This window comes from Actinomycetes bacterium, from assembly GCA_022599915.1.
Lineage (GTDB): Bacteria > Actinomycetota > Actinomycetes > S36-B12.
On the sequence record JAHZLH010000052.1, the window covers coordinates 13,259 to 37,805 of the forward strand.

Annotated in this window: 25 protein-coding genes and 2 tRNA genes; 6 read left to right on the plus strand and 21 right to left on the minus strand. The window is 62.2% G+C overall.

Annotated features, from left to right (window positions below):
* Position 1 precedes the first annotated feature (1 nt).
* A complete protein-coding gene (locus K0U62_08290; protein MCH9801513.1) occupies positions 2-463 on the minus strand; it encodes a DUF1801 domain-containing protein in 462 nt (153 codons plus the stop codon).
* 160 nt (positions 464-623) lie between these two features.
* Here K0U62_08290 and K0U62_08295 point away from each other — a divergent pair, with 160 nt between their 5' ends.
* On the plus strand, positions 624-1,553 hold the full coding sequence (locus K0U62_08295; protein ID MCH9801514.1) for a L,D-transpeptidase family protein: 930 nt from the start codon (positions 624-626) through the stop codon (positions 1,551-1,553).
* Between the two features lie 64 nt (positions 1,554-1,617).
* Here K0U62_08295 and K0U62_08300 read toward each other — a convergent pair whose 3' ends face one another.
* Complete coding sequence (locus tag K0U62_08300; GenBank protein ID MCH9801515.1) at positions 1,618-1,944, minus strand: hypothetical protein; 327 nt, start codon at positions 1,942-1,944, stop codon at positions 1,618-1,620.
* A gap of 70 nt (positions 1,945-2,014) precedes the next feature.
* On the opposite strand from K0U62_08300, the gene K0U62_08305 reads away from it, so the two are divergent.
* From K0U62_08305 to K0U62_08315, 3 genes are all read left to right on the plus strand, one after another.
* Positions 2,015-2,797 (plus strand): enoyl-CoA hydratase/isomerase family protein, encoded by a 783-nt coding sequence (locus K0U62_08305; GenBank protein MCH9801516.1) that lies wholly within the window; start codon positions 2,015-2,017, stop codon positions 2,795-2,797.
* The gene (locus tag K0U62_08310; GenBank protein MCH9801517.1) at positions 2,794-3,807 is read left to right on the plus strand and encodes an SGNH/GDSL hydrolase family protein; all 1,014 of its coding nucleotides are present in this window, start codon (positions 2,794-2,796) and stop codon (positions 3,805-3,807) included. Before K0U62_08305 ends, K0U62_08310 begins: the two co-directional genes overlap by 4 nt.
* 66 nt (positions 3,808-3,873) lie before the next feature.
* Positions 3,874-4,104, plus strand: a complete 231-nt coding sequence (locus K0U62_08315; GenBank protein MCH9801518.1) for a DUF4287 domain-containing protein — start codon at positions 3,874-3,876, stop codon at positions 4,102-4,104.
* 65 nt (positions 4,105-4,169) lie between these two features.
* Here K0U62_08315 and K0U62_08320 read toward each other — a convergent pair whose 3' ends face one another.
* The 18 genes from K0U62_08320 to K0U62_08405 all read right to left on the minus strand — a co-directional run bounded on the left by K0U62_08320 (position 4,170) and on the right by K0U62_08405 (position 21,849).
* Positions 4,170-5,015, minus strand: a complete 846-nt coding sequence (locus K0U62_08320; protein MCH9801519.1) for a Bax inhibitor-1/YccA family protein — start codon at positions 5,013-5,015, stop codon at positions 4,170-4,172.
* 433 nt (positions 5,016-5,448) lie between these two features.
* Positions 5,449-5,532, minus strand: a tRNA-Leu gene (locus K0U62_08325).
* A gap of 135 nt (positions 5,533-5,667) precedes the next feature.
* Positions 5,668-6,204, minus strand: coding sequence for a peptide deformylase (def, locus tag K0U62_08330; protein MCH9801520.1), 537 nt, complete (start codon positions 6,202-6,204; stop codon positions 5,668-5,670).
* Positions 6,205-6,209: 5 nt separating this feature from the next.
* Positions 6,210-6,722, minus strand: coding sequence for an amino acid-binding protein (locus K0U62_08335; GenBank protein ID MCH9801521.1), 513 nt, complete (start codon positions 6,720-6,722; stop codon positions 6,210-6,212).
* A gap of 362 nt (positions 6,723-7,084) precedes the next feature.
* Positions 7,085-8,011 carry a Ppx/GppA family phosphatase gene (locus tag K0U62_08340; protein MCH9801522.1) on the minus strand — a complete coding sequence of 309 codons (927 nt, stop codon included), beginning with the start codon at positions 8,009-8,011 and terminating at the stop codon, positions 7,085-7,087.
* Positions 8,008-8,526: a DUF501 domain-containing protein gene (locus K0U62_08345; GenBank protein ID MCH9801523.1), complete on the minus strand. Its 519-nt coding sequence runs from the start codon at positions 8,524-8,526 to the stop codon at positions 8,008-8,010. Before K0U62_08345 ends, K0U62_08340 begins: the two co-directional genes overlap by 4 nt.
* Positions 8,510-8,992: a septum formation initiator family protein gene (locus K0U62_08350; GenBank protein MCH9801524.1), complete on the minus strand. Its 483-nt coding sequence runs from the start codon at positions 8,990-8,992 to the stop codon at positions 8,510-8,512. Before K0U62_08350 ends, K0U62_08345 begins: the two co-directional genes overlap by 17 nt.
* A 96-nt stretch (positions 8,993-9,088) precedes the next feature.
* Positions 9,089-10,369 (minus strand): phosphopyruvate hydratase, encoded by a 1,281-nt coding sequence (gene eno, locus K0U62_08355; protein ID MCH9801525.1) that lies wholly within the window; start codon positions 10,367-10,369, stop codon positions 9,089-9,091.
* Between the two features lie 54 nt (positions 10,370-10,423).
* Complete coding sequence (locus K0U62_08360; protein ID MCH9801526.1) at positions 10,424-12,082, minus strand: DUF885 domain-containing protein; 1,659 nt, start codon at positions 12,080-12,082, stop codon at positions 10,424-10,426.
* Positions 12,083-12,091: 9 nt separating this feature from the next.
* A complete protein-coding gene (locus K0U62_08365) occupies positions 12,092-12,715 on the minus strand; it encodes a MazG family protein (protein ID MCH9801527.1) in 624 nt (207 codons plus the stop codon).
* 50 nt (positions 12,716-12,765) lie between these two features.
* The gene (locus K0U62_08370) at positions 12,766-13,506 is read right to left on the minus strand and encodes a SurA N-terminal domain-containing protein (protein ID MCH9801528.1); all 741 of its coding nucleotides are present in this window, start codon (positions 13,504-13,506) and stop codon (positions 12,766-12,768) included.
* A 10-nt stretch (positions 13,507-13,516) separates the two neighbouring features.
* Positions 13,517-16,981, minus strand: a complete 3,465-nt coding sequence (gene mfd, locus K0U62_08375) for a transcription-repair coupling factor (GenBank protein MCH9801529.1) — start codon at positions 16,979-16,981, stop codon at positions 13,517-13,519.
* A 94-nt stretch (positions 16,982-17,075) separates the two neighbouring features.
* Positions 17,076-17,876 carry a 3'(2'),5'-bisphosphate nucleotidase CysQ gene (locus tag K0U62_08380; protein ID MCH9801530.1) on the minus strand — a complete coding sequence of 267 codons (801 nt, stop codon included), beginning with the start codon at positions 17,874-17,876 and terminating at the stop codon, positions 17,076-17,078.
* Positions 17,877-17,920: 44 nt separating this feature from the next.
* The gene (gene pth, locus K0U62_08385) at positions 17,921-18,493 is read right to left on the minus strand and encodes an aminoacyl-tRNA hydrolase (GenBank protein MCH9801531.1); all 573 of its coding nucleotides are present in this window, start codon (positions 18,491-18,493) and stop codon (positions 17,921-17,923) included.
* 14 nt (positions 18,494-18,507) lie between these two features.
* Positions 18,508-19,113: a hypothetical protein gene (locus K0U62_08390; GenBank protein ID MCH9801532.1), complete on the minus strand. Its 606-nt coding sequence runs from the start codon at positions 19,111-19,113 to the stop codon at positions 18,508-18,510.
* Between the two features lie 147 nt (positions 19,114-19,260).
* Positions 19,261-20,238, minus strand: coding sequence for a ribose-phosphate diphosphokinase (locus tag K0U62_08395; GenBank protein MCH9801533.1), 978 nt, complete (start codon positions 20,236-20,238; stop codon positions 19,261-19,263).
* A 17-nt stretch (positions 20,239-20,255) separates the two neighbouring features.
* Positions 20,256-21,701 (minus strand): bifunctional UDP-N-acetylglucosamine diphosphorylase/glucosamine-1-phosphate N-acetyltransferase GlmU, encoded by a 1,446-nt coding sequence (glmU, locus tag K0U62_08400; protein ID MCH9801534.1) that lies wholly within the window; start codon positions 21,699-21,701, stop codon positions 20,256-20,258.
* A gap of 77 nt (positions 21,702-21,778) precedes the next feature.
* Positions 21,779-21,849: transfer RNA gene (locus tag K0U62_08405), tRNA-Gln, on the minus strand.
* 109 nt (positions 21,850-21,958) lie between these two features.
* On the opposite strand from K0U62_08405, the gene K0U62_08410 reads away from it, so the two are divergent.
* Positions 21,959-22,960: a fatty acid desaturase gene (locus K0U62_08410; protein MCH9801535.1), complete on the plus strand. Its 1,002-nt coding sequence runs from the start codon at positions 21,959-21,961 to the stop codon at positions 22,958-22,960.
* A 9-nt stretch (positions 22,961-22,969) separates the two neighbouring features.
* Entirely contained in the window at positions 22,970-23,617 is a 648-nt protein-coding gene (locus K0U62_08415) for a TetR/AcrR family transcriptional regulator (protein MCH9801536.1), read from the plus strand.
* Here K0U62_08415 and K0U62_08420 read toward each other — a convergent pair.
* On the minus strand, positions 23,604-24,539 hold the full coding sequence (locus K0U62_08420; GenBank protein MCH9801537.1) for a 4-(cytidine 5'-diphospho)-2-C-methyl-D-erythritol kinase: 936 nt from the start codon (positions 24,537-24,539) through the stop codon (positions 23,604-23,606). The genes K0U62_08415 and K0U62_08420 overlap by 14 nt on opposite strands.
* Positions 24,540-24,547 lie beyond the last annotated feature (8 nt).

Genomic DNA, 24,547 nt, shown 5'->3' on the forward strand with positions numbered 1-24,547 from the left:
CCTACTGCGATTCTCGCGTGCTACTGCTGCGGATGCGCTCGTAGCTGGACAGGTACGTCGGAACATCGATAGCAGCCACTGCGTCTGCCACCACATCTAGCGGTAGATCCGCCAAGTTCCGGAAGCGGACGCAGGATTTGCCGATGTCCATGCGCTTGCCGGTCTCCCGATAAGCCTGCTCAAACCGTTCCCGCTCCCCTTCATCCGCGTAGATCGAATGAAGGTATAGCGCCATGTGCCGCTTTTGCGATGCCAAGGCAGCGAACATCAGCGGTTGCCCGTTGTAGGTGTCGGGGTAGGTGGCTAGCGGAATCTCATAAGTGATCATTCCCCAGTTCATGACCTCAACCACGCCGTCGGGCAGGTTCGCCAAGACGACGTCGCGGACCCGAGCTACGGCCTCGCGCCGATCTTCAGGTAGTTCGGCTAGGTACTCATCCACCGTCTCGGCATCGCTGCGCATACGACCACGCTACTCCGATGACCCTTCGACTCTCAGCGAACGTCAACCCTCGACTGCGCCCCCTCCGGTGACTGGCGGCCTTCATCAGGATCTTGACCCGTGCCGGTCTGCTTCCGAGAACGCGATGCGAAAGCGGACAGCGGTGTTCTAGCCTGGGGGTATGCGGCTGCTTGTTTCTACTCTGGCTGGTGCGGTCAGCGCTGGCCTGCTGATCACAGCGCCCATGGCTGCCCATGCTGCCGAACCCGATCCGACAGCGACCAGCCCCACCGCCCAACAGCCGGTGCAGATCACCGCACCAGAGCGATTCCGCGGCCGCTACCTCGCCACCGGCACGTTGCGTCTAGCCGTCAGCCCGGCAGCATACGCCGGAGCGATCGAGGTCACCGACTGGAAAGGGCAACCACTCGCTCAGACCACGGCCGATGCTGGCCAAGCCGTACTCAAGGTGCCGGCGCAGCGACTCGGCGATGTCCGCCTGCGGATCAACGTCACGGAAACGGCCGAGTTCACCGCAGCCACAGCCCGCACGGTCATGAACAGCAAAGGGACACGACTTTCACCCGGCGATCGCAGCCCGGTAGTGAAGCCACTGCTGCGAAAACTGAAGCAACTGAACTTCTTGATTCCCGGCGTTGGCTCTCGATTCACTCGGGCTAGCAGCGATGTCGTTATGGCATTCCAAAAGACGCATGAACTGCGGCGTACTGGCCGCATGAACGCCGAGACCTGGCAGACCCTCGCCAAAGCTCGGCCAGTGAAGTCTCGCTACTCCGGCAATGGCACGCATCTAGAAATCGACAAGACTCGCCAAATCATGATGCTGGTGCGAAACGGCGAAGTGAAAGCAACCTTGCATGTCTCCACTGGCAAAACCGGAAATACTCCGGAAGGACGATTCCGAATCTTCGCCAAAGGGATCGGCTACCTCTACAAGTTCATGCCGTTCCTCGGCAACTACGGAATCCACGGCTACGTGCCTGTTCCCAAGCAGCCGGCCTCCGCTGGATGCATCCGGGAACCTATGTGGGCGGCTGACTATTTCTACAACCGCAGTCGAGTGGGAACTGTTGTGCACGTCTACCGATAACCAACAGTCGAGACATCCATCACGTGTCCTGCAGCCGGGGCGACTCGGCCGCTACCGGGGATGACTAATCGTCGATGTGAACAACCCCTGCGGCCATCAGCGCATCCAAGAAGCCCAATTTTTCGTCGCGGGGTGGCCCAGCCTGTTCCGGCAGGACGACGTCCGATAGGTCGACGATTTCCGCCACTGGTCGCGTTCCGTCAATCCGATCCCAGACCTCGCCATGCGGGCCGGATAGGTCGAACTGCGAGAAGTCCTGCGGCGCCAGCAACGTGCGTGATCCGCCAACTTCAGCCTCCACCGCGTCGGGTGACCTAGTCAGCACCACTTCATCGCGGAGTTCACTACCGAGATCGACAGACACAAAGTTTTCGGGGGAAGCTGCGGGCATGGCTAAAGGGTAAAGCGGTTCGAATCCCGGCGGGGCGGAATCAGACAATCGGCAGCGGTAGGGTCACGACGTGCCCTCTGATGACATTTTGATGGAAACCCACGGTGGCGCGGTTCATCTGATCCTGAATCGCACTGCCAAAGCCAACGCGTTGACGCAACAGATGTGGGAGGAACTACCCCAGCTCATCGAGTACGCCCAAAATCAGCCGGGGACTCGGGCATTGGTACTGCGCTCGGCCACCGACGAGGTGTTCTGTGCGGGTGCTGATGTCGCGGAGTACCGCGCCAATGCTGGTGGCGTCGAATGGGGTATGGCCAACCATCAACGGGTAACCCGCGCGACGAATGCCCTCGCTGATTGCAGCCTCGCCACCATCGCTCGGATTGCGGGACCCTGCGCCGGTGGCGCGGTAGGCCTGGCCACGGCGTGTGACTTCCGACTGTGTTCCCGCGACAGTTTGTTTTCCATCCCACCTGCCCGGCTTGGGCTGGTCTATCCGCAAGCGGATACGGCTCGCTTGGTCGACCTGATCGGCCCCAGTGCAGCCAAGCGCCTGTTGCTCACTGCCGCCCGGGTGGACACGCAATGGGCTGAGCGAGTGGGCTTGGTCGACGAGGTAGTCCATCTGGAGGACCTCGACGCCGCGGTGGACCAGTTGGTGGCCCAGATCGGTGCGGGTGCCCCGGTTTCTATCCGAGCTATGAAACGAACGATTGGACTCGCCCTCGCGGGATTGCAGTCGGAAAACGCCGAGACTGAAGAACTGTTGACTATCGCGCTGCAGCATCCCGATCACGCCGAAGGAACAGCGGCTTTCTTGGAGCGGCGATCGCCGAGATTCTCCGAATGATTCCTGCCAATAGCGCTCACGTCGGCCGCATCGTGCGAGCCGCGATGTTGGGTGGTGGCGGTCTACTAGGAGTGGGTGCGGCGACTGCTGGTGTACTCGCGGTGCAGACCCAACTGGCTCGCCGCACGATTGGTCCGCGTACTAGTTCCGCCCCCTACGCAGATGGACGCTATGGCCGAGCGAAGGGCACTTCGGTGCGGCTGGTGATGATGGGAGACTCCGTTGCGGCCAGTCTGGGCGCTGACACGCCGCACGACACTGTCGGGGCAGTCTTGGCCTCCTTGGTCGCGGAATACGACAATCGCGAAGTAGTACTGAACAGCATGGCTAAGGTTGGGGCCCGCTCCAGTGACTTACGCGATCAGGTGGCACAGGCATTGCACGTTCGGCCGCATGTCGCCGTCATCATCATCGGTGGCAATGACGTAACCCACGCAGTACGACCACAGATGTCGGTCCGGCTGCTTGCTGAGGCCGTACAACTGCTGCGCGATGCTGACGTGCAGGTGGTCGTCGGTACCTGCCCCGACTTAGGAACGGTGCAACCGATTCGACCACCGCTGCGTTGGGTGGCACGACGACTTTCCCGCACCCTCGCCGCAGCACAAACTGTGGCCGTGGCAGAAACCGGAGGGCGGGCAGTATCACTGGGAGACCTGCTGGGGCCCGAGTTCAGTCGGCGGCCGGGGCAACTCTTCAGCGCCGATAGGTTCCATCCGTCAACGGAGGGTTACCAGGCGGTGGCCCAGGCATTGGCACCGTCGGTGCTAGCTGCGCTGACTCGCGGTGAGAGTGGTGAAGTACTCCCCGAAGTGCTCTCGCCGAGTGCTGAGTTGCCACCCGATACAGCCGACGCAGTAGCACCAATGACCGAAGCAGCCGTCGCCGCCACCGCCCGACCGGGAACTGAAGTACGCGCGGCACCAAGCACGCCCTCCTCACCGGCCGCTCGGACCGGCTGGGGGGAACTGCGACAACTACCGGCTGGAAAGTCAGACTCTTCGCGTTAGCCCCGCCACTAACTGCCACCGGCAGTAGGCTGATGGCATCGACGCACCACCCAGGCTGGAGGGCCGATGACGCTACACCACTCCGAAGAGACCCATCGACAGTTGGTCGAGCGCATCCCCGATGCAACCGGCAAGGACCTGAATGAGTGGTACACGGTTTTGGAAGCCGGGCCCGGGCTCTCCCGATTCGATGAGCGGGTGAACTGGTTGCGCGGCGAGTTTGAACTGTCGCATGGCCAAGCCACGGCCATCGTGCACGAGTACGACAAGACGAGAGCGGCCAGGAAACTGTCCTGACCGCTCTCGGTTGACTTACCTGACTATATTTGTCGCTGCTGCGGCGACGGCTAGTCGACTGTCCGCTAGTCGCGGCTCCCCGCCAGGATGGCCAGCATCCGCAGGATCTCCAGGTAGAGCCAGATCAGCGTCACTAGCAGGCCGAAGGACATCCGCCAGGATTCCCGCTCGGGGAGCCCCATCTTCACGCCCTGCTCGATAGCCGCGAAGTCTAGATTCAGCGAGAACGCTGCCAGCAGTACACCAGCCGCGCACAGCAGGATTCCCAGAGTTCCCACTCCGTAGAAACCCCAACCGCCGCCGACACCGAACAGCGCTGAGATGAACGAGATCAGCGCGATGGCTGCGTAGGAAATAATGGCGATGGTCATGACCTTGGCGAAGGTTCCATTCACCTTGATGATGCGGGTGGTGTATAGCAGCAGCATGACGCCGAAGGCCACCAAAGTGCCGATGATCGCCTGACTGACCAAACCGGTGTACTCCGGGTTGACCGCCTGCACCCAGTTGTCGTACCAGAAGGAAATTCCACCGAGGAAAACCCCCTGGACAGCGGCATAGACGAGGACCAGCGCCGGCTTGATCTTGCGCATCAAGGCGTTGGCAAATCCCAAACCCAGGCCGACAAACATCGCTACCCATACCAGCCACGGCATCGACGGGGTGAGTTGCCAGCCAGCCACAGCGAAGAGGACAAGTACAAAGAGTAGGACGGCAGTCTTGTTGATGACATCGCCCAGCGTCGCTGGACGGGTAGAAACCGCGCCGGTACCGGCCTGATCAGCAGACTGCGCCGTCTGCACTCCGGTGCCGGCCTGGGAATAGGCCGAACGGCCTTCATCGTAGGCGAATCCACTGTTGCCGGAACCTGGGTTTTCCAGCCGGCCAAGAACGGGGTTGCGTGTCTGCACGCTCTCACTTCTCCTCTATTGCTGTCGCAGCTTGTGACGGCCACGCCGCCCACTGCGCTCGGCGGCGGCGACCGCTTTGGCCACCCGTCGTCGAGATTACTTAATTATGACTGTTCCGGCCCCGTTGCGCCAAGCCTTGAGAGGCAGAAAGGTGTCGACTTGGGCACAGAAACCGGGAAAACCGGGCGTCAACCAGCCTGTGAACAGCCGCTGTGGCCGGCGGATGACAGTTGAGACCGGGCAGGGCGTCGGTCCAGGCCACCAGAAATCCGCCGCTCATAATCGCAGCACAAGCACAAGAATTGGCACGGCCCCGGGCCGGAGCACATTCACCCGGGCCGGGGCCAAGACCTCAACTATGACGGTACTCGAGGCTGAATCACCGTCCCGTTAACGGGACGGTGGCCTCGGTCACAACCACAACTGCTGGCGGTGCCCGGAGTGGGACTTGAACCCACACGCCGTTTCCGGCCCGAGGGTTTAAGCCTCGTGCGTCTGCCGATTCCGCCATCCGGGCTGCGTCTTAGCCTACTGGCATCGAGTATTGCGTTCAGCCAGCACCCACAACTGTCGATAGATTTGCGGGCAGGCCCGTTTCTTCGAGCAGAACGCGGGTGAACCAACCGTTGACCCCCACGTTGCACAGATCTGGCTACTGATAGGTCTGCCGTGGGTGGATGGCATGCGCAGCAGCCACCCGATCCAAGAACAGCAGTCCGTCAATGTGATCGAGTTCGTGCTGCAAGGCGCGGGCTTCGAAGGCATCTGTCTCAAACTCGATCGGCTCGCCACTGCCGGGCAGGTAGCCGCCAATGGTTAACCGACTGGCGCGACGTACGTCACCAGTGAAATCTGGCACGGACATGCAGCCCTCCCGAGCACGCTCTTTGCGGGTGGCGCTCACTACCTCGGGGTTGACCAGCGCGATGAGCCCTTGGCAACTGCGGGTCTTGGGATGACTAGATACGTCCACGCAGAAAACCCGGGCCGGGACACCGATCTGATTGGCCGCGAGTCCGACGCAACCGGGCGAAACGCGCATTGTCGCCACAAGATCAGCCGCTAGCCGGACGGTGTCCTCGTGTTCGGGCGAAACGTCCGGACACCGCTCACTCAGGACAACGGCGGGCGCAACCAAGACCTGGCGAATCTCACCCGGCCCGAGATCGTCGACTTCGAATCGCTTCATCTCGGCTAGAGCACATCCTCATCAGCCGGACGTACGGTGGCCTGGACGCCCAGCGGCGCCATTGCCGCCATCACGTCCTCGTTTACGGCAGCCAAGTCAGTTCCCGTCGGGAAATCCACTTCGGCTACTAGGACGTACAACGACGACCCCAACCGAGTCGACAGGTCGACAATATTGCCGCCACACCCAGCCACCACGCCAGCGGCGGTGCTGACGATTCCCGGACGATCGGCACCGTGCACGCTCAGCTGCGCCAAAACTCCCGGCTCCGCGGCCGTCTCCGCTGGCAAGCTCAAGACTGAAACCGCGAGGCCATCCGCCATCAGCGGCGCCAACCGCTGCTGCAGATCCGCCGCAGCTACCGGCAGATCAGCCACGAGCGTCATCGCGAAGTGACCACGAAGCAACGACATGGAGGAGTCCTCCAGATTGCCGCCCAAATCCGCAATGGCAGCAGTGACCTCGGCGACGATTCCAGGGCGATCGTGACCCACGACAGTTACAGCTAGCAACGACATAGGTGGACTCTAGCCGTAGCCACGAGGCACAATCAGCGCTGCCACGAGTCACCGTCACCGCTGCGCCACCGACACAACTGCGGCAAGCAACGCCTCAACTACGCGCAATGGTCGCGAAACTATGGTGCGGCTACTCCAAATGGGTGAGCCTTGAGGTTTTCTTGAGGTTTCCTTGTCAAATAGTTGATAAATCCCCCGTTAATGCGTCATTCTTTTGGTGTTGGTGGCGAGGACGGCGCAAAAACCTCGCAACCAACAGGCACAACCGAGACGCACATGAGAATGGCCAGGGTTACAGCACCCGACGGGTGCGACTAGGCCGGCAACGGGAGCCGATGAGCGGTAACGACAGCACCGACTCGTCACACAGTAGCCGCGAGTGACCACGCAATCCCATCGAGGATGTCGTGCTCACTCGCGGTTACTTCATTTGCGCCACTGCGTTTCACAATCTGGTCCAAAATCACCGCGCCAGTTGCAATCACATCGACCCGACCCGGGTGCATGATGCCCAACTCGGCACGCTGGGCGGCAGACATACCGACCAACTCGGTCATCACCTGCTCGACCGCTGCCGCAGAAGCTGTTGATAAATGGATCCGGTCAGAGTCGTATTCCGTCAACCCTGCGGCAAGTCCAGCAACGGTAGTCACGGTTCCCGCCAACCCGACCAACGATTCAGCCCCCCGCAGCGGCACCGACTGCTCCACCTGATCAAGGAGCCGGTCAACTTCAGCCCGAATGGCGGCCAGTTCGGCAGAACTCATTGGATCGGTGCGAGCGAACCGCTCGGTGAACCGCACACAACCCATGTCGACGCTCACCGCAGACTCCGGGTGGCCCGCACCGCGGATGAACTCTGTCGATCCGCCACCGATGTCAAAGACCAGCGCTGGACTCGGCAAACCGCTGCCCCTCATCGCACCAGCGAAGGACAGTTGCGCTTCTTCTTCACCGGTGACGACCTCGGGTGCCACACCCAGAATGTGCTGCACACCAGCAGCAAACTCAGCGGCATTATTGGCATCCCGAGACGCGGAGGTGGCCACAAACCGGACCCGTTGCGCCTCGAACTCATCGATGACGGCCGCATATTCTCGACAAGCAGTAAAGGCTCGCTCCAGCGCAGCCGAAGACAGCGAACCAGTGCGATCCACACCCTCGCCGAGTCGGATGATCTGCATCCGCCGATCCAGCTCCACGAAATCGGGGCCAATGTCCGCGACCAGCAGCCGGATGGAGTTTGTGCCGCAGTCGATCCCGGCGACTCGTGTTGATGCCGCGGTCATACCTCCTCCTTCGTAAGGCAGTCGCGTCGCTGCCACCAGCCGGCAATCGCTGCCAGCACTTCGTCACCGAGCGGGTTCACCCCGGGCCCGGCGGCCAACGAATGGGCAGCGAGCACGTGCAGACACTTGACCCGATCGGGCATACCCCCCGCTGAGATGCCAGCAATTTCCGGGACGTCCCCTAGCGCAGCCCGCCGCTGCAGATAGTCACGATGAGCGGCGGCATACTGCTGAGCCAACTCCGGATCCTCAGCGACACGCTGCTGCATCTCGGCCATTACCCCGTCTGCTTCCAGCGTCCCGATCGCCGAAGCCGCCCGCGGACAGGTCAAGTAATACAACGTAGGGAAAGGGGTGCCATCAGGTAGTCGCGGCTCCGTCATCACCACATCAGGCGCTCCGCAAGGGCAGCGGTGCGCGATTTCCACGACACCACGGGGGCTGCGGCCAAGTTGCTCTGCGATGACGGCGAGGTCCGCTACCGTCGCCGGTTCACCGCTACTGCTGTCCGCCATCGGCGCCCGACTCTTCAACGGCGCCCAGCCGAACCGGGTTCTCTGTAGAACGCCACAACTTGCCATACCAAGTCGTGGGTTCCTGCGATTCCGGTTGCGCCTCGTCTCGCTGGAAATCCGGGTCCAACAGGATCAGTCCCATTTCTCCCGGCTTCACTAGGTTGAGCCGCTTCCTAGCCTGGTCCGTGACGAACTCCTCGTCCTGCCACTGCTGCTCTTGTGCGGTGAGTTCGGCAATCCGTTGCTCGGTAGCTGCGTTCTGGGCAGACAGCTCGGCGAGTCCCGCCCGCTGCGAGATCCAGGAACGCACTGGCATGACCAACATCGCCGCTACCGCCAGCAGCGCCAGGACCAGAATCAGCGTTCGGCCAGAAGCAGGCTGTGAGCGTTCATCGAGGCCGGCTAGACCAGTATCGGGCGCAAAGTCTGCCCCCGATTCCGGACGACCGTCCATATCAATGCTCACCACGTGATACTCGCACGTTGCGACCAGCGATCCCGGCAGCGGCCCGCCGTGTCAGCAACCAAGACCCCACGGCGGTGGGTGTGACTGCTGTCGCTGTTAGGCGGAGAACCGGGGAAAGGCAGAACTTCCGGCGTACCGGGCGGCCTCGTCCAGTTCCTCCTCAATCCGCAGCAACTGGTTGTACTTCGCCACCCGCTCCGAGCGAGCCGGAGCACCGGACTTGATCTGACCGCAGCCCAAGGCCACAGCTAGATCCGCAATGAAGGTGTCCTCAGTCTCGCCAGAGCGATGGCTCATCATGGTGGCGTAGTTGTTGTGGTGGGCCAGACTCACTGCATCAACGGTTTCGGTCAGACTGCCGATCTGATTGACCTTCACCAACAGCGCGTTGGCGGCACCCAGATCAATACCCCGCTGCAATCGCTCCGGGTTGGTGACGAAGAGATCATCGCCAACGAGTTGCACCTGATCACCAATCGAGGCCGCAATCTGCACCCAGCCGTCCCAATCTTCCTCATCCAGCGGATCTTCGATACTGACCAACGGGAAGTCCTTGACCAAACCGGCATAGTAGTCGATCAGCCACTCGGAATCTCGATCCTCACCCTCAAACTGGTATTTTCCGCCCTCGTGGAACTCGGTCGCTGCCACGTCGAGCGCCAGCGCCACGTCGCGCCCAGCGGTGAGCCCAGCGTCCTCGATGGCTTTGACAATGATCTCCAGGGCCGCCCGGTTGGCGGGCAGATCGGGAGCGAAGCCTCCCTCGTCGCCGAGCCCAGTGTTGAGTCCGTCGGCTTTGAGGCGTGACTTGAGTGCGTGATAGACCTCGGCTCCCCAGCGCAGCGCATCGGAGAAGGTCGGTGCGCCGATCGGGGCAATCATGAACTCCTGAATGTCCACATTCGAGTCCGCGTGAGCGCCACCGTTGAGAATGTTCATCATGGGAACGGGCAGCAGATGCGCCTGCGGACCGCCGAGATACCGGAACAGCGGCAGATCTGCCGATTCGGCCGCCGCCTGCGCGGTCGCCAGCGAAACGCCCAGAATCGCGTTGGCGCCGATGTTGCTCTTGTTGGGGGTGCCGTCAAGGTCGATCATCGCCTGATCGACGAGCCGCTGCTCCGACGCATCGAATCCGAGCACCTCTGGGGCGATCTCGTCCTCGACTGCGACACACGCCTGCTGGACACCCTTGCCCAGATAGCGTTCGCTGTCGCTATCCCGCCGCTCTGCGGCCTCAAAGGCGCCGGTAGACGCTCCGGACGGTACCGCGGCACGACCGACAGATAGGTCGTCCAAGCCGACTTCCACCTCGACGGTCGGGTTGCCCCGAGAATCCAGAATCTCCCTGGCGATGACAACTTCAATGCTGGCCATGTGCGCTCCTTTGCGGCTGACCCGGCGGATAGGTGAACGCGACCACCCTAGCGACTACTCCAACCCGACCAAAGGTGGCAGTACCCGCGGCGGCACCGAACCGTGCGCCAAAACGGCATCGTGGACCTGCCGCTGTGACCAGTTGCGATTCCGCTCAGTCAGTCGACCGACTATCTGTTTGATCTGCTGGTAGCCGAGGAAATAGCTGGCGAGCTGACCACAGGTCAGCCGGGCCCGACGCCAGTTTCCAGGGATTTCGTCATCGGGGAAGAACCCCCGGGTGGACATCAGCCGCTTGGCCTCCGCCTCGGTCATACCACGCGTGTGGACCCGAACATCCAGGATGGTGCTCACGATGATGCGCAGTTGCATCTTCAACTGCTGGATCCGCAACGACGCACGCGGCTCCTCGGGCACGGAGAAGCCGCCACCGGCCATCAGCTCCTCGGCGTAGACGGCCCAGCCCTCGACGAACAAGGTACTGGGCAGGGCCGCGCGGGCTGCTGATGGCGCAACTGCTTCCCGAGCCTGCGCCTGCTGTAACACGTGCCCAGGTACTCCGACATGAACCATCAGGTTGTGGATCAGATGTCGGTTGTATTCGCGGTAGTGCGCACCCCGCCGGGCGCCACTCCAACTGGGTGGCGTTGGCGCGATTCCGATCACCGTGGGCAACTCTCGTCGCTCCAATGGACCGGGCGCATTGCAGTACACCGGAAACACGCCTCGACGAACCGCGGGAATCAGTTCCATCCGCACGTCCACATCAGGAACGGTGACGAGTTCTCGATCGATCGCGAACGCTACGGCAGACTCCATCGCCGCAGCGCAGACGTCCAGCACGTTGCCGTCATCAACATCGCCACCATCACCCAGTCGATCCAACGCCTTGGGAATCACTGAGCGGTCCGCCATGCTGCCCTGCAACAGCTTCGCCGAGGCGCTGGCTAGTGCGTCCAGCACCTCTTCGAGTGACTCCTCCGCCTCAGCGAGGAGTACATCCGGATCTGCTGGCGCGTCGAGGTGAGTACGCAGCACGCCGCTATACAACTCTGGGCCGTAGGCCGGGTTCCGCCGGGCACCGGGCAACCGGGATCGCAGCCAGGACACGTGATCGCCGATGGCACCGGTCGCCGACATCAGGGAGTCCGACAATCCTGGCTTGACCCGCATATCTTCTGGCAGATCCGCGAGCATGGCCGGGATCGCGGAGAACTGCTCTATGGCAGTTTCCACATGCACTCCTGGCATCTCGCCCAGCGTGTGCCGGGCGTTCTCTAGATGCTCCGGAACTTCTCGCAACCGTTCCAGCAACGACTGGGAGCGCTGCTCTTCTGGCGCAAAATCTCGTGAGACCAACGAATACAACGCCTCGGCGGGACTCCACACCAGCGGATTCCACAGGTGTGGTTGCACCTTGGTCATGTCGAAAAGCCGGGAAGCCACTCCGGCCCGCAGCACCTCTAGGTCTGCGGCTGCGACGCGACTGAGCGCACGGGAATCCACCGAATCCAAGAAGGCGGCGTGGCGCTGCATCACTCGAGCGAACTCATCCACGCCATCGCCGGTGAGATCAGGAAGGCGACCGTCGAACCGATGATCGCCCACTTTGGTGGCCCGAACTGGGTCGCGAGCCAACAGGTCATCGACAACTGCAGCCGCGAGGCCCGCGAATCTGCGGTCCTCCGGAGAATGGATACCAGCGCCGAACACGGTATGACCCTAACCTTCGCCGGTTGCGCTCTCCGCCTCGGCCTGCCGGATGTCTTGATGCAAATGCCGGGCGCGGTCGCGGACGAGCGCCTCCGCATCCCAGCCCTGCTGCTCGGCCTGCACCGCTAGGGCATAGAGCTGATCCGCCAACTCAGCAGCCGTGTCCGGTGCCGCGACTCCTGATTCCGGTGGCAGCAACTCCAGCCCACTTTCGGCTGCTCGCCGCCAAGACTTCTGCACCAGCGCGAGCGCGGGCATGGCCAATGGCACACCATCAAGGGCCGAGTCGCGAGATTTCTCGGCGGCTTTGAGCTTCGTCCAGTTCTCCGCTACCGCGGCCGCGTCCTCGGCTTGCGCGTCGGCGAACACGTGGGGATGACGGCGGATCAGCTTGTCGCTGATGCCATCGGCAACCTCCGCGATGCCCCAGCCTGGATCTGATTCCTCCGCGATCCGGGCGTGGAAGACCACCTGCAGCAGCAAGTCCCCGAGTTCCTCACGCAAATGCTCATCGTCGGCGGTCTCAATGGCTTCGATGGTCTCGTAGCATTCTTCGAGCAGGTACTCGACAAGCGATTCGTGAGTTTGCTCCGCATCCCACGGGCAGCCCCCGGGGGAGCGCAGCCGATCCATGACTGCCACTAGTCGAAGCAGCGGATGCGGATGTTCCACCGAGGCTTCGGTCACTGCTGCGGCTGTTCCTGTGGCTGCGGCTGTTCCTGTGGCTGTTCCTGTGGCTGCGGCTGTTCTTGTGGCTGCTGCGGCTGCTGTGGCTGCTGTGGCTGCTGTGGCTGTAGCGGGTCAACCGGCAACTGCGGCTGGGCTATCCGACTGGTGGGGTTCTCGGCCGGCCCAATGCTCAGTTGCTCCGGGTACCACTCGCCATACTTGGGAGCGACCTCAACGCCGATCGCCTCAGAGAACTCGGCCAGCGCCGCTATCAGGACCTGTTGCTGCTCCTGCTCCGGCAGACCTGGCGCCAACGCACCACCGAGGGCCATCGCGATCAACTGCGTTTGAATCTGACCCTGCAGTGCACTCGGCGGAAAACCGCTCTGCACTAATGCCTGCTCGACTGCTTCCTGACCGCCGTTCGCCTCGATGACCTCGGCATAAGCAGCGTCGATCTCGGCCGGTGGCACCGACACCTCTTCCTTAGCGGCCGCCTGGTTCACCAACTCGCTGGTGACGTTGAAGTTCACCAGTCCAGCCACAAACTGCAGATTGGGCTCTGTCGGCGGGAGACCGCTCAGTTCGTTGACTTCCCGCATTTGGTCAGCGATCTGCTGCTCGGAGATCGTGACGTCACCAACGACAGCAGCTTTGCCCGGTTCGGATGCCGAACAGCCCGCCGCCACTACGCAACTAGCGGCCACCGCTGCGGTGACCGTCAGCACTCGTCGGAAGCGCTGCGAGATTCTCATGCCAACCTCTTCATTTCTCAGCCGGTTCGTCCAAGATGACAGTCTTGACTACCTGGGCTGCCCAGTCCAGTACAACGGCACCTTCGACGGCGGTGCGACCGTCCATCGGCCGCGGAACTTGCATCTGCCGAGTGGCTGGTTTCACCAGAGCACCACGGTACAACCGCGTGAGCCTAACCCGCCGAGACTCTGGTAGTTCCACCGGATGGAATCGAACACGGTTGCCGGTCAAGATGATTTCGTCCAGGCCAGCGCGGCGGGCCAGCAGCCGCAGCCGGGCCACCGCAATCATGCTCTGCACTGGCTCCGGCGGCTTGCCGTACCGGTCGGTGAGTTCGGCCACGAGTTCTGCCACCTGCTCATCACTGACAGCAGCGGCCAAGCGCCGATATGCCTCCAACCGCAGCCGTTCCTCCGCTACGTAACTGTCGGGAATGTGGGCATCGACCGGCAGATCGATGCGCACCTCGGTGTCCGCGGCTCGCTTCTCACCCTTGAACTCGCTGAGAGCTTCACCCACCAGCCGCACGTAGAGATCGAAGCCGACGTCAGCGATATGACCGCTTTGTTCGCCCCCGAGCAGGTTGCCCGCGCCGCGAATCTCCAAATCCTTTAGCGCAACCTGCATGCCGGAGCCGAGGTCGGTGTTTTGGGCGATCGTGGCCAGCCGCTCGTGAGCGGTCTCGCTCAGCGTTCGATCCGGGGAATGCAGGAAGTAGGCGTAGGCGCGGCTGCGGGACCTACCCACCCGGCCACGCAACTGATGAAGCTGACTCAATCCCATATGCTCAGCACGGTCCACGATCAAGGTGTTGGCGTTGGCGATATCGATACCCGATTCCACGATGGTGGTGCAGACCAGTACGTCGACGCGGCCCTCCCAGAAGTCCAACACCACCTGTTCCAACTTGTTCTCCGGAATTTGACCGTGTGCGACAGCGATGTTGGCCTCTGGCACCAGTTCCGCCAGCCGAGCGGCGGTCCGATCGATAGATTCCACCCGGTTGTGCACAAAGAAGATCTGTCCCTCGCGGAGTAGCTCGCGGTGAATCGCAGCGGTGACTTGCCGGTCATCGTAGTTGCCGACATAGGTGAGTACCGGCAGTCGCTCCTCCGGTGGGGTAGCAATGGTCGACATCTCTCGGATACCGGTGATCGCCATTTCCAGGGTTCGGGGAATAGGTGTGGCTGACATCGCCAGCATGTCCACATCTGCTCGCAACGCCTTCAAATGATCCTTGTGCTCGACGCCAAACCGCTGCTCTTCATCGACAATCACTAGCCCCAGATCTCGATAGCGCACCTGCGGGGAAAGTAGCCGGTGAGTGCCCACCACGATGTCAATCGTTCCGGCTGCTAACTTCTCGATAATCTCGGTCGCTTCCTTGTCACTGTTGAACCGACTCAGGCCTGCCACGCGCACGGGGAATCCTGCGAACCGCTCCGTAAGAGTCTGCAGATGCTGCTGCACCAACAGGGTCGTGGGTACCAACACAGCTACTTGCTTGCCGTCTTGCACAGCCTTGAACGCTGCCCGGACCGCGATCTCGGTCTTGCCGTATCCGACATCACCGCAGATCAACCGGTCCATGGGCACCGGTTTTTCCATATCGATCTTGACTTCGTCGATGCAGGAGAGTTGATCGGGGGTCTCGGTGTATTCGAATGCGTCTTCCAACTCTCGCTGCCAGGGCGTGTCCGGGCCGAACGCATGGCCAGGGGCAGCTTGTCGAGCCGCATACAACCGAACCAACTCAGCCGCGATGTCGCGGACAGCCTTGCGAGCACGGCCTTTCGCTTTCGCCCATTCACTACCACCCAGCTTGTTCACCCGTGGCTCTTCGCCACCTACGTAGCGAGTGACCGCCTGCAGTTGATCGGTGGGGATGAACAACCGATCGGGTGGGTAGCCGCGCTTGCTTGGGGCATACTCCACGACCAGGAACTCCCGATCAGCCCCGCGGACATCCCGGTGGATCATTTCGATGTAGCGACCAACGCCATGCTTGTCATGCACGATGAAGTCGCCCGGTTGCAAGGACAGCGGATCGACTTGGTTGCGCCGTCGAGCGGGAAGTTTCGCCCGTGGGGTGCTCCGGGCAGATCGCCGCCGGGTGAGATCATTGTCCGAATAGATCGCGACCTTGGCGGTCGGATCGGCGAAGCCGGTTCGCTGCGGCCCGACAACAACCTGCACCACTCCCGGCTGGAGTTCACCGGCGGTTCTGGTAGCGGCGACGTCATCGTCACCCAATACCTCCACCAGCCGGTCCGCGGTACCGCTGCCGCCGGCGACAATCGCAATTCGCCAGCCAGCACTAGCGTGCCGTTTTACTTCTGCGAGCGCCTCAGTCGATCCGGTGAATGGCCCGACCGGAATCAGACCGATGTCACTCACCGCCGCATCCGCTTCCCGCAATGTGGTGATCACTCGCTGACCTGGCAGTCGCTGCTGTAACAGCTCCCACGACTGCAACACGCCTTCGCGAGAAACTACTGGCGTTTCGCCACCCATCCCGGCCGCTGACCAGGCTGCTGCGGCAAACTCTTGCGCGGTACTCATGGCATCTTCGCTGCGGGCCGCAACCAGTGCCGGCTCCACCACGATTGTTTGCGTCTCGGCCGGAACCAGATCCGCCAAGCCCACCATCTGCTCACTCAGCAGCGGGGCCAGTGCCTCCATGCCCGGGATCGCTATCCCTTCACCGAGTTGCAGCAGGTCTTCCCGGGATTCCGGGTGCCCGCTCGCGGCCTGTTGAGCTCGCTGCTGCACCGCAGCGGTCAGCAGCAGTTCCCGGGTGGGCCGCAACAAGACTGGCTCGGTAGCGGTACCCAACGAACGCTGGTCGGTGACGGCGAACCAGCGCATCTCATCGATAGTGTCGCCCCACAGTTCAATTCGCAGCGGGTGATCTGCGGTGGGCGGGAAGATGTCAATGATGCCGCCGCGAACGGCAAACTGGCCCCGTCGTTCCACCAGATCAAATCGCTCGTAGCCGAACTCCACCAGCCGTTGTGCCAGTTCGACTGGATCGACGTCAGCACCCGGCACCAGCAGAACCTGCTCGGCCGACAGCACCTCACTGGCCACCGGTTGCATGAGCGCCCGGACTGGCGTGACCACCACTTCGAGCGGTCCAGCCCCGGGGACATTAGGCATGGGATGTCGCAGCCGCTGCATCACCGCCAACCGCTGGCCAACCACATCGGCAGACGGCGACAACCGTTCATGCGGCAAGGTCTCCCATGCCGGATAGATCGCAACGTCAGCCTGTGGGTCCCAGAAGGCCAGTTCCGCCGCGAGGTCTTCGGCCTCTCGACCAGTGGGAGTAACGACTACCAATGGCCGATTCAGGTGCGCAATGATGCTCGACCGGGCACCTTCTGAAGCGATGAGACCTGCGCCATCGGCAGCGGCAATTGCGTCACTGACTGACAAACCAGTGGGAGGAGAGTTGAGCGGCACTTCGGCCATTGCCTGCTCCCTCGTTCACCGAGGCGATCTCGAAACTCGACGCGCCCTCGGCTCTCAGTGTCCCATCACGACGGTGGGACAGCCCCTTGAGGGGCTAGCCGGTCAGGCTGGCCCGCAGCTCATCGGCGATCGCGGGGTGGGATACGAAAACGTTCTTCACGAACGGCGGCATCTGATTGAATACCACCTCGGTGCCGTCCCAGTGATCGCAGATCAGACCGTAATGCTTGGCCACTGCCAAAGGAGCAGCAAGATCCCATTCGTAGAAGCCGGTGTCGTGCAGGTAGGCCTCCGCGCGGCCGGACAGAATCTCGTTGACCTTGGCCCCCACCGAACCCACATTGACCACTTCAACTTCGCGGCCCAGACGGTCAGCCAACCGCGCCACTATGTCATCGAGTTCGGCAGGTGGTCGAGTTCGCGAAGCGACTACTCGTAGCGGGCGATCCTCGGGCAAGGCGGGCAATTCCGCATCCGGGTCAGCCGAGGTGCGAACCAAACCTTGGGCCGGCAGATCGACGACACCAAGCGGCATTTCCCCGCTCTCGGTGTCGTACAGGGCTATGTGAACTGCCCAGTCGGAACGGCCCTGGCCGTACTCCCACGTCCCGTCCAACGGATCGATGATCCACACGCGGCGGGCTGACAACCGGGCTTCGTTGTCCACCGCCTCTTCGCTCAACATTTCATGACCTGGGGCCATGACCATACGAGAGGCGATCAACTCTTGGGATCGACCATCCGCCCGATCACGGAGCGCCTTCAGCGCCACCTTGTCATCACCGGGGATGTCACCGGCTTCCGCCCGAATGGCGGCGAGTAGTTCACCCGCCGCAGCCGCAGTTGTGCGGGCGAGATCGATATCACTTGCATCGGCAGCTGCTTGAGGAGTCACCCGGGCAGCCTACCGCGCGAGGTGAACGCGACTGCAGGTGCTGTTCAGCTGTTGTACCGGTTCTGTGCGACTGTCAAACCATCCGCGAGTAGCACCTCGGCGGCGTCCGCCGCCCGATCCAGCAGGTCCGGTAACTCCGCACGCTCCGATCCGCTGAAGCCAGTAAGGACATGTCCGGCGGTGTCGCCGCGGCCACGACCAACACCAACTCGTAGCCGATACCAGTCCCCGGTGCCCAACGATTTGCGAATGCTTTTCAAACCATTGTGGCCGTTGTCGCCACCACCGAGTTTGAGCCTCAGCGCGGCAAATGGCAGGTCGATTTCGTCGTGGATCACCAGCAGTTGCTCTGTGGGAACTGAGTAGTACTGGGTCAATGCGGCAGTGGGCCCACCCGACTCGTTCATATAGCTGTGTGGCACCGCCAGCAACACCTTGTGGTTGGCCACTCGGGTCTCCGCCACATCGCACCGAGCACGACGCTGCGCCTTGAAGCGCTCGCTGGCGCGATCTGCCATCCGCTGAATCACCATCGCCCCGACGTTGTGTCGGGTACGGGCATAACGTTCGCCAGGGTTCCCCAGACCGATAACAGCCCAGGGTGATTCGCCAGCCATAACTGTCGAATCGCCTACTCTTCGGAGTCGCCAGCGTCTTCGTCGCCCCCCGCAGCCTCGCCAGCTTCGCCTTCCTCGGCTGCCTGAGCAGCAGCCGCCTCGGCGGCGGCATCTTCAGCAGCGGCGGCGGCAGCGGCGGCTTCGGCCATGGCCCGAGCCCGCTCCTCCAAGATCTCCACGATCCGATCGGCCACGTCGACAACGTCTTCGCCAGCGGCGGCGGCCTCTTGAATGACGGCAGCAGCCTGCCGCGGATCGAGCCCGGCTTCTTCCGCGATGGCCTCGGCACGGGCCAGCGCATCTGCGTAGGCATGACGCTCGGCAACTTCCTCGTCGCTCAACATCAACAGGTCCACATGCAGCAAATCGGTGCGGACGATGTCCCGCTGCACATCTGCCGGCGCAACGACGAACTCCGAGCCTGCCAACTGCACCTGCAACACAACTCGGGGAATCCGCAGCGCGAGATCAAGTTCGTGGCCGGGGAGGGTCACATGGCGCAGTTCGCTGCCAGAGCCATACATGACGGCCGGCACTAGTCCCTCTCGCCGGTAACGGCGAGAAGCTCCCTTGCCGAAATCGGAACGAATTTCGGCGTCGATGCGTACGTCCTGGGACATCGGCGGTTCTCCTCGGTCGGCAGCGGGCGCTCGCACCTCGACTTTGCGAACCCGCCGCGTCGATTACGGCGGATACCCGCCCTCGCCGAGGCCTTCCCAGCATAGAGCCCCCACCCGGGTAGCCCAAATTCAGGGCCGCGCTGCAGCCTAAATATCGGCTTTGGGTAGTTCGAACAGTTGCGTCACCGAACCGTCCGAGAACACTTCCCGGATCGCTTGCGCAATCACCGGAGCGATGGATAACACCGTCAGTTGATCGAAAAACCGCTCTTCGGGGATGGGCAAGGTGTTCGTTACCACAACTTCCGCAATCCCCGAGGCCGCCAGTCGTTTCGTTGCTGGGTCACTCAAAATGCCGTGCGTGGCAGTTACCACTACGTCGCGGGCCCCATTCTCAAACAGCGTCTCGGAGGCCTTGGCGATGGTGCCACCGGTATCGATCATGTCGTCCACAACCACGCAGAGCCGATCGCGAACGTCGCCAACAACCTCGAAAACCTTCACTTCGTTGGGGACATCGGGATCACGGCGCTTGTGAATGATCGCTAGCGGAGAACCCAGCACGTCAGTCCAGCGTTCCGCGACCCGCACCCGACCCGCATCTGGCGAAACGACCGTGATCGGCTCGTGGCCGTAGTGGGCCTTGACGTACTGCGACAACATCGGCAGCGCAAAGAGATGGTCCACTGGCCCATCGAAAAAGCCCTGAATCTGGCTGGTGTGTAGGTCAACGGTCATGACTCGGTCTGCGCCAGCGGAGCGCAGCAGATCCATCATCAGCCGGGCGGTGATCGGCTCCCGACCTCGGTGCTTCTTGTCCTGCCGGGCGTAGCCGAAGAAGGGTGCCACCACTGTGATGCGTTTGGCCGAGGCGCGCTTGGCGGCGTCAACCATGATCAACTGCTCCATGATCCACTTGTTGAGCGGATCGGTATGGGTCTGCAGGATGAAGACGTCACAGCCACGCACTGACTCTTCGAACCGGACGAACATCTCACCGTTGGCGAAGTCACGGGCCGAGATCGGGCTCAGTTCCGCACCCAGGTCATGGGCCACCTCCGCGGCCAACTCCGGGTGTGAGCGGCCCGCGCTCAGCAACAGTCGTTTCTGTGCCGCAAGCGTAATCCCGCCATTTTTTGTGCTCACTGATCGCCCTCCTCGTGACCGGCTACAGCCTCAGCCGAAGCAGACCCGGCACGATTGGTTTCGACCCAGCCTGCAATGTTTCGCTGTCGACCGCGTGCGATCGCCAGCGCCCCCGCCGGCACATCCTCGGTGATGACCGACCCAGCAGCAGTGTAAGCGCCGTCCCCCACTTCGACCGGAGCCACCAGCATGGTGTCACTACCAATCCGCACCTGTTCACCAACCACGGTGCGATGTTTGGCCACACCGTCGTAGTTGACCACCACGGTGGCAGCACCAATATTGCTGCCAGCACCTACATCGGCATCGCCGACGTAGGACAGGTGCGGAACTTTGGCACCCGGTCCGATGTGACTGTTCTTGATCTCCACAAAGGATCCGGCTTTGGCGCCGGCGGCCAGGTCAGTTCCCGGTCGTAGCCGAGTGAACGGACCGACCTCAGCGTCAGTTCCGATCTGCGCTAACAGGCAATGCGCCCGGTCCACTCGGGCGCCAGCGCTTACCTCCGTGTCAATCAGCGTGGTGTCCGGCCCGATCACGGCACCGGAGGCCACCGCGGTTGCTCCTTGCAGGTAGGTGCCGGGAAGAAGCGTGACATCTGGCTCTAGTTCGACGTCAACGTCGACATAGGTATTGGCTGGATCGGCAATGGTCACGCCCGCCAACATCCAGTTGCGGTTGATGCGGTCGCGCAGTACCGCGGCAGCCTCGGCCAACTGCACCCGGTTATTGACGCCCATAATGTCGTTCGGATCTGGTGCGGCCACTCCCGCGACTGGCAAACCGTCCTGCCGAGCCAAACCCACGAGATCAGTCAGGTACTCCTCACCTTGCGAGTTGTCAGTAGACAGCCGCTCGATCGCGTCGGCGAGGAACTCCGGATCGAATGCGTAGGTGCCGCTATTCACTTCATCGATTCCGAGGACGTTGTCATCAGCGTCGCGATGCTCCACAATCGCTGATACCGAATCGTCGGCCTTGCGGACCACCCGACCGTATCCGGTGGGGTCCGGCAGGACCGCGCTCAGCACCGTGACTGCAGCACCTCGAGTCGCGTGCTCGGCCAGCAGGAGTTCTAGCACCTCTCCACCTAGTAGCGGTGCATCGCCAGCCGCCACGAGGACTGGCCCACCCGTAGGCGTTATATCTTGTTCCGCCAGCTGTCGCAGCGCCATGCGCACTGCGTGACCGGTGCCATTCTGCTCCGACTGCACCGCGGTGACGATATCTGGCGATAGCTCCGCTAGATGGCGCTCGACCTGCTCTTTGGCGTGACCGACGACAACCACAATCCGCTCGGCAGCGACTGATTGGGCGCTGGCCACCACGTGGCCTACCAGCGATCGGCCACAGATCTCGTGCAGCACTTTTGGCGTGCTGGACTTCATCCGGGTTCCCTCGCCAGCGGCGAGTATGACGACAGCGGACGGTTGGGGCGTCATGGGGATCCCTCTCCGGCGACTCGAACCTGCTCCGGCAGCCTACTCCTCGGCGAGAGAGATGCTGCCAGCGACATCAGCTCCGCCGCCAGGTCTCGATCCTGGACCTCCAGCTTCAAAGGCTGTCGGGCTGCCATTACCCCACGGCGGATTGCGGTGCCCCCGCACCTGCCCATGGTGCCATACCAGTGCCGTCGGCTGAGATTCCCACTTTCTTTTCCGGGTATTGAAACCTACGGAGTCGTAAGTTACGGTTGAGTATGTTCTCGAACTCCGATGCCCCTGCCGACGTCATTGATGTCACGGACGAGCGCACTCGCGGACCGCGGTGGGTAGTTTTTCTCTTCATTCTCGGACCGCTGTTTGCGTTACTGGTCGGCCTACCACTCGCCTTGCGCGGCTGGCTTAGCTGGCTCGATGTAACCCTTGCGGCAATCTTTTACTTGGTCTCAGCGGCCGGGATCACCATGGGCTTTCATCGGCTCTTCACCCACAGTTCCTTTAGGGCAAACGGCCCGCTGCGAGCCACGCTCGCGATTGCTGGCTCGCTGGCGATTCAGGGTAGTTGCGCTGACTGGGTGGCTGATCACCGCAAGCATCATTCCAAGTCTGACAAGGAGGGCGACCCGCACTCCCCTTGGCAATTCGGCACCTCAACTCGTGCAGTCGCGAAGGGGTTTTGGCATGCCCACATGGGCTGGATGCTGGCCGGCGACGTGACCGACGTCGGAAAATATGCCCCTGATTTGCTGAAGGACCCCGTCATCGTCCGGATCTCGCGGGCATTCCCCTTGCTGGTGGTGGCGACTTTTCTGATACCCGCGCTCTTAGGCGGTCTGCTCACCATGTCTTGGCAAGGCGCCCTCAGCGCGCTGTTCTGGGCAGGCTTGGTCCGAGTCGCCCTGGTGCACCAAGTCACCTGGAGTATCAACTCGATCTGCCACATTGCTGGCCAACGACCCTTCCGCACCCGCGATCACTCCGGAAACGTGGCCTGGCTGGCGGTCCCGGCTCTTGGCGAGTCCTGGCACAACTACCATCACGCCGATCCGACATCGGCCCGGCATGGGGTGCTGCGGCGGCAGCTCGATCCCAGCGCGTGGGCGATTCGGTTCTGTGAGCGCCGTGGCTGGGCATCCCGAGCGCACTGGCCGAGCGAAGAGCGAGTCCGCAGCAAGTTGGTCGACCCGGAACAGCCGGTCGAGATCAACCGGACCTTGATCGAGGCTCATTCCGAGGACGTGAAGACGCCGACCCCCTAGGCTGCGATCATGGCCGACAAACCACTCCCGTCGGATGCCGAGGCATCTGCTCCTCGAGTCCGAATGAGCGGCAGCCAGCGACGCGAGCAACTCATCGGCGTGGGACGGAAACTCTTCGCGAAGAAGGGGTATGAGGCGGTTAGCGTTGAGGAGATTGCTAGCGAAGCTAAGGTCTCGAAACCCGTGGTCTACGAGCACTTCGGCGGCAAGGAAGGGCTCTATGCCGTCATCGTTGACCGGGAAATGAATAGCCTGCTGAATCGCATCGTCTCGTCGTTGACCGGTGACCACCCCCGACTGCAGCTGGAACAAGCGGGGCTAGCACTGTTTGACTACATCGAAGATGAAACTGACGGGTTTCGGATTCTGGTCCGCGATTCGCCGGTCTCGCAGTCGTCTGGAAGTTTTGCAAGTCTGATCGTGGAGGTAGCGACCGAAACCGATCACATCCTGGCGGAACAGTTCAAGCAGCGAGGTTTCAATCCCAAACTGTCCCAGATGTATTCGCAAATGTTGGTCGGCATGGTGGCGCTCACCGGGCAATGGTGGCTCGACGCGCGAAAACCCGGCAAAGACAAGGTAGTCGCCAACCTGGTCAACCTGGCCTGGAACGGACTCAGCCACCTAGACAGCGACCCGGAACTCACCAGCCGGTAGCTGAGGCACCACCATCCGAGATCACCGCAGCACCTGGCACCGGGCCATGGGCTCGCCGCACTGATCGACACAATCCCGACGATGACAACGCCACGGTCAGTTCCATAGCATCCTCTTCGTCAGCCACTAGGAAAGCGCACGTTGGCCCGCTCCCGGACACCATCGCTCCCAGCGCACCGTGATCCGGGCCGAGTTCCAGCAGCGAACCCAGCGATGGCCGCAACGAGAGTGCTGCTGATTGCAGGTCGTTGCTCAACCCCCGACCGAGGGCCACTGCGTCACCACCGCGCACCGCCTGCAGCACCTCGAATTTCACCTGTGGATCGGCCACCGGCTGACCGGCCCGCAAACGATCCAATTCGTTGTACACCTTTGGTGTCGACAACTGACCATCCGACAGCGCCAGCACCCAATGGAATGTGCCACGAGCCATCGCCGAGGCCACCTGCTCACCACGATTCCGACCCACCGCCACGCCACCCAGCAACGCGAACGGCACATCCGATCCGAGTCGAGCAGCCAACTCCATCAGATCTGGCTCGCCCTCGTCTCGCCATCGGGTTGCCGCCGCGACCAACACCGCCGCAGCGTCCGCACTGCCGCCCGCCATGCCGCCGGCCACCGGAATTCCCTTGTCGATGGCAATGTCGAGGTCGGGCTGTTGGCCTAACTCAGTTGCCACCAGCTCAGCCGCCTGCCAAGCGAGGTTGTCGCTGTCGAGTGGGACTGAACTTGCCTGGCTACCTGACACCGTGACTCGCAGACCACTACCGGCGGCCCGGTCGGTCACGGAGATGTCGTCGTAGAGCGAGAGCCCCATAAAGACCGTGGCCAACTCATGAAAACCATCATCACGCGGCGGCCCCACCGCCAGACTCAGGTTGATCTTGGCGGGGACTCGGACCCGGATGGTTGCAGACATTTCAATCG

What these genes read in the sequence shown, in the direction of transcription:
- K0U62_08410 (MCH9801535.1), top strand. Translation starts at nt 21,959, where the DNA reads ATGTTCTCGAACTCCGATGCCCCTGCCGACGTCATTGATGTCACGGAC.
- K0U62_08415 (MCH9801536.1), top strand. Translation starts at nt 22,970, where the DNA reads ATGGCCGACAAACCACTCCCGTCGGATGCCGAGGCATCTGCTCCTCGA.
- glmU (MCH9801534.1), bottom strand. Translation starts at nt 21,701, where the DNA reads ATGACGCCCCAACCGTCCGCTGTCGTCATACTCGCCGCTGGCGAGGGA.
- K0U62_08420 (MCH9801537.1), bottom strand. Translation starts at nt 24,539, where the DNA reads ATGTCTGCAACCATCCGGGTCCGAGTCCCCGCCAAGATCAACCTGAGT.
- K0U62_08315 (MCH9801518.1), top strand. Translation starts at nt 3,874, where the DNA reads ATGACGCTACACCACTCCGAAGAGACCCATCGACAGTTGGTCGAGCGC.
- K0U62_08290 (MCH9801513.1), bottom strand. Translation starts at nt 463, where the DNA reads ATGCGCAGCGATGCCGAGACGGTGGATGAGTACCTAGCCGAACTACCT.
- def (MCH9801520.1), bottom strand. Translation starts at nt 6,204, where the DNA reads ATGAAGCGATTCGAAGTCGACGATCTCGGGCCGGGTGAGATTCGCCAG.
- eno (MCH9801525.1), bottom strand. Translation starts at nt 10,369, where the DNA reads ATGGCCAGCATTGAAGTTGTCATCGCCAGGGAGATTCTGGATTCTCGG.
- K0U62_08345 (MCH9801523.1), bottom strand. Translation starts at nt 8,526, where the DNA reads ATGGCGGACAGCAGTAGCGGTGAACCGGCGACGGTAGCGGACCTCGCC.
- K0U62_08340 (MCH9801522.1), bottom strand. Translation starts at nt 8,011, where the DNA reads ATGACCGCGGCATCAACACGAGTCGCCGGGATCGACTGCGGCACAAAC.
- K0U62_08370 (MCH9801528.1), bottom strand. Translation starts at nt 13,506, where the DNA reads ATGAGAATCTCGCAGCGCTTCCGACGAGTGCTGACGGTCACCGCAGCG.
- pth (MCH9801531.1), bottom strand. Translation starts at nt 18,493, where the DNA reads ATGGCTGGCGAATCACCCTGGGCTGTTATCGGTCTGGGGAACCCTGGC.
- K0U62_08310 (MCH9801517.1), top strand. Translation starts at nt 2,794, where the DNA reads ATGATTCCTGCCAATAGCGCTCACGTCGGCCGCATCGTGCGAGCCGCG.
- K0U62_08335 (MCH9801521.1), bottom strand. Translation starts at nt 6,722, where the DNA reads ATGTCGTTGCTAGCTGTAACTGTCGTGGGTCACGATCGCCCTGGAATC.
- mfd (MCH9801529.1), bottom strand. Translation starts at nt 16,981, where the DNA reads ATGGCCGAAGTGCCGCTCAACTCTCCTCCCACTGGTTTGTCAGTCAGT.
- K0U62_08390 (MCH9801532.1), bottom strand. Translation starts at nt 19,113, where the DNA reads ATGTCCCAGGACGTACGCATCGACGCCGAAATTCGTTCCGATTTCGGC.
- K0U62_08365 (MCH9801527.1), bottom strand. Translation starts at nt 12,715, where the DNA reads ATGGATCGGCTGCGCTCCCCCGGGGGCTGCCCGTGGGATGCGGAGCAA.
- K0U62_08295 (MCH9801514.1), top strand. Translation starts at nt 624, where the DNA reads ATGCGGCTGCTTGTTTCTACTCTGGCTGGTGCGGTCAGCGCTGGCCTG.
- K0U62_08300 (MCH9801515.1), bottom strand. Translation starts at nt 1,944, where the DNA reads ATGCCCGCAGCTTCCCCCGAAAACTTTGTGTCTGTCGATCTCGGTAGT.